Annotated in this window: 4 protein-coding genes; 2 read left to right on the top strand and 2 right to left on the bottom strand. The window is 66.1% G+C overall.

Annotation, left to right across the window (positions count from 1 at the left end; genetic code table 11):
• Positions 1–628: 628 nt before the first annotated feature.
• Both HMPREF1136_RS02815 and HMPREF1136_RS02820 read right to left on the bottom strand, forming a co-directional pair.
• Complete coding sequence (locus HMPREF1136_RS02815; protein WP_009647813.1) at positions 629–1909, bottom strand: adenylosuccinate synthase; 1281 nt, start codon at positions 1907–1909, stop codon at positions 629–631.
• 97 nt (positions 1910–2006) lie between these two features.
• On the bottom strand, positions 2007–2501 hold the full coding sequence (locus tag HMPREF1136_RS02820) for a DUF456 domain-containing protein (protein ID WP_034504604.1): 495 nt from the start codon (positions 2499–2501) through the stop codon (positions 2007–2009).
• Between the two features lie 163 nt (positions 2502–2664).
• Between HMPREF1136_RS02820 and HMPREF1136_RS02825 the strand changes: the two genes are divergently transcribed.
• Together HMPREF1136_RS02825 and HMPREF1136_RS02830 are read left to right on the top strand one after the other, a co-directional pair.
• Positions 2665–3270, top strand: coding sequence for a hypothetical protein (locus HMPREF1136_RS02825; protein ID WP_009647812.1), 606 nt, complete (start codon positions 2665–2667; stop codon positions 3268–3270).
• Positions 3267–3878, top strand: a complete 612-nt coding sequence (locus tag HMPREF1136_RS02830) for a hypothetical protein (protein WP_034504602.1) — start codon at positions 3267–3269, stop codon at positions 3876–3878. The genes HMPREF1136_RS02825 and HMPREF1136_RS02830 overlap by 4 nt, the downstream gene beginning before the upstream one ends.
• The last annotated feature ends 53 nt before the right edge of the window (positions 3879–3931 follow it).

Below are 3931 nucleotides of genomic sequence, written 5' to 3' on the forward strand. Positions count from 1 at the left end.
TGTTGTCGGAACGCCGCACCCGCCCCAACGCTGTGGTGCGCGTAACCAAGAGACGCGGCTCAGGCCTCGTCGGGGAGGACCCGGCTGTGGCGCATGCCCCGTGTGGGTTGATCCACGTCGCCACGGCGCGCGTTGGCATGAAGTGAGTCGTAGGGTTGAGGGGCACGCCGGACCGTTATGCCCCGGGCTCCAAACTCTGCCGCTACGAGCGGCCTTCGCGCCGACAGGCGCATTCGGTTCGGCGTGCTTTGTCGTATCTGCGCGCCGAAGCGCACGAGTGTTTCCGTCTCCCGCTGCGCGACTGTCCCCGTCTCGCGCCCGATTGTCAGATCCGTTCTTCCGTTCCTGCAAGCGTTCCGTTCCTGCGAGCGTCCGGCAGACACCAGGTCCGCAAACCAGCTTGTCCGCATGTCGGCCCTCTATCCCGCACGTAAACCCGCTATTCCGAGCATGGGCAACACCGCCCACGTGCGAAACAGCAGGCCCACGTGCGAAACAGCAAGCCCACGTGCGAAACAGCAAGCCCACGTGCGAAACAGCAAGCCCACGTGCGAAACAGCAAGATCCCGCGCATAGGGTGAGGGCCGGCACCGCTGCGCGGCACCGGCCCTCACCCTGTCATCCCCTCTCACATGAGCGGGTAGCGCACGATGGTCGCCTCGCGGCCCGGGCCCACGCCGATGGACTGGATGCGGCAGCGCGACAACTCTTCCAGGCGCTTGATGTAGTCCTGGGCGGCCTGCGGCAGCTCGTCGAAGGAACGGCACTGCGAGATGTCCTCGCTCCAGCCGGGCAGCTCCTCGTACACGGGCACGGCGGCCTCGAAGCCAGCCTGGTCGAGAGGCATTTCCTCGGTGCGCACGCCGTCGACCTCGTAGGCGACGCACACGGGGATCGTCTCGTAGCCGGAGAGAACGTCGAGCTTGGTCAGGCAGATGTCGGTCAGGCCGTTGATGCGCGTCGCGTAGCGCATGACGACGGCGTCGAACCAGCCGGTGCGGCGCGGGCGACCCGTGGTCACGCCGAACTCGCCGCCCTTGGTGCGCAGAGCCTCGCCGACCTTGTTATCCAGCTCCGTGGGGAACGGGCCCTCACCGACGCGGGTCGTGTACGCCTTGGCGACGCCAACAACGCGGTCGATGCGGGTCGGACCCACACCGGAGCCGGTGAGCGCGCCGCCCGCGGTCGGGTTGGAGGAGGTCACGAAGGGGTAGGTGCCGTGGTCGATGTCGAGCATCGTGGCCTGGCCGCCCTCGAAGAGGACGGTCTCGCCGCGGTCCAGCGCGTCGTTGACGACGAGGGACACGTCGCACAGCATCGGCTTGACGCGCTCCGCGAAAGAGAGGAGATGGTCGGCCACCTCGGCAGGGTCGAGCACCTGCAGGTCCACGGCCTCGAAAATGGTGTTCTTAGGGGCCAGGGCGGCTTCGACCTTGGCGCGCAGCTCCTCGGGGTGGAAGAGGTCCTGAATACGCAGGCCGATACGGTTCATCTTGTCGGCGTAGGTGGGGCCGATGCCTCGGCCCGTCGTACCGATGAGGTTGTTGCCGCGCGCACGCTCGTTCGCCTGGTCCATGAGGCGGTTGTACGGCGGGATGATGTGCGCGTTGGAGGAGATGAGCAGGCGCGAGCAGTCGACGCCGCGCGAGGTGATGTCCTCAAGTTCCTCGAAGAGCACGTCCAGATCGACGACGACGCCGTTGCCGATGATGGGGGTGACACCTTCGGAGAGGATTCCGGCGGGCAGGAGGTGCAGCGCGTACTTTTCCCCGTCAATGACGACGGTGTGCCCCGCGTTGTTTCCTCCGTTGAACTTGACGACGAGGTCGGTGTGTTGGCCGAGCTGATCAGTGGCCTTGCCTTTGCCTTCGTCGCCCCACTGGGCGCCGAGCACGATGACGGCGGGCATGAGTATCTCCGTAAAGTTTGGGTCCGTCGCGCGGGTGTGCGCAACAGACCCATATTAGCGGAGATCGACGAGGCCGGGGTACCTCGATAGGCCCGGTTCAGTTCCCGGTGGCGGCCAGGGCGACGCCGATGCCCCACGCGGTTGCGCTGGTCAGGGCGGCGATCAGTTCGATGGCAATCGTCCAGCCGAAGGCCTTGAGAGCCTGGAGGGTGGACGCCCAGGCGGTGGCGGTGTCGCGGCTGCGCAGGTATTCGACGACGAAGGTCGTGGCGATCATACCGAGGACGAGGCCGAGGGGCAGGCCGACGAACCAGCCGACGACGCCGCCGAGCGCGCCCCACACGAGCGTGGATTGCGGAATCCCGGCTTTGTTCATGCCGCGCGCGGGGATCACGTATTTGAGGACTGTGCCAAGGATCAGTACGAGCGCCGCGATGGCGAAAACAATCCACGCGCTGGACGTGCCGGTCAGCCACGCCCACACGAGGATCGCGCCGCCAACGAGGGGCGCGGAGGGCCAGACTTGGACGACGGCGCCGATGACTCCCAGGAGGATAACAACGCCGACGATAATGGTTCCGAGGACACTCATGGGGGCCATGGTAGCGGCTCGGTGTTTGGGCGGAGCGCTCGCGCTGCTAGCCTGAGACCACCACACGACGGAGGGACGAGGCCGTGGCCGGGTTCGCGCTCACTGCTGGACGCGCGCTTGGGCACACTAGTTCCTCTACGACGCCGCGTTCTCAGGGAGACTGATGAGTGCTCTGTTTGCTTTCCGCCCGATGACTGTGTTCGACATATCGTGCCCGCCGCGCGAGGCTTTCGAGCGGTGCATGGGCTTTTGGGCGACCGTCGGTATCCGTTCCGAGACCCCCGGGATGGGTGACCAGTTCGCGATGCGCGGCTGGACGGGCACCGAGATCGTGATCGGTCACCGCCGTGGATCCGGACCCGACGCGGATCTGGGCGATCTCGGCGCGATTGCCCCCGGCCTCGGAATTGCGTTGCTGGCCGTTCACCTGACGGAGCCGATGCGCAAGCCGATCGACTGGACGCGCCTCATCGTCGCCGCTCGCCCAGTCCCTGGAAGCCACCCGAGGTCCGAGCTGTGGTGTTTCCCCTGGGACGACACGATTCGGGGTCCGCGCCTGACGAAGGCTCCCCTCGACCGCGCGTTCGATAAGCTCGCTCAGACGCTCACCCGCCAGGGGGTCCTCCTGGGTCCCCCACGCCTCGTCAAAAAGAAGGAACTTCCCGGGGATTCTCCCCTCTCCGACGCCGGCATCGCGACGATGCACCGCGCGGCACGCAAGGCGACCGGCACCAGCCCTCTCCATTTCCGACGCTCAGGACACCCATGAAACAGTTATTCTCCAGTGTCGGCCGCAGCCTCTCGCTCACTGCGTACCCGTTTACGGTCTTTCGCCTGGCCGTGTCCCCCGACGAGGCCGTGGCGCGCTGCGTCGCCCTGCTACACAAGAACGGCATCCGGGCCGAAACGCCCGGTATGCGCGAACAATTCGCGCGAATCGGCTGGGTAGGCACCGAGCTGGCTACCGGGAACACCGGGAAGGCTTTTCTCGTCGATGCGATTGCCTCGACCACCACGACAGGCATCATCGCCGAACTGTTCCCACGGGCGGTACCCGACCGCGTCAAGCGGGCCTTCCTTGAGAAGACACGCATCGAAGTGATCGCCCGACCGATCCCGGGCGGGATGAGACCAATGTGCGAGCTGTGGTGTCACTTCGACTACACGTCCACCAACGAGACCATGTTCGCAGAGGATTACATCGCGTCGATGTTGGAGAGGGTCGAGCAGTCCTTCCGGAACGAGGGACTCATGATGACCGCCCCCGAGCGCCTCAGATACCGCGATATGCCGCACAACGTTCCCCTAACTCTGCGGACTCTCGGAGCGATGCGCAAGGCCGCGAAAAAGGCGACGCGCTCGAATCCCCGCCGCTAACCGACAGACCTGCGGGCCAACGCCACGGCGCGACCGCACGGAGGCCTCGTACA

It is taken from the genome of Actinomyces sp. ICM47, assembly GCF_000278725.1.
In the GTDB taxonomy this organism is placed as follows: domain Bacteria; phylum Actinomycetota; class Actinomycetes; order Actinomycetales; family Actinomycetaceae; genus Pauljensenia.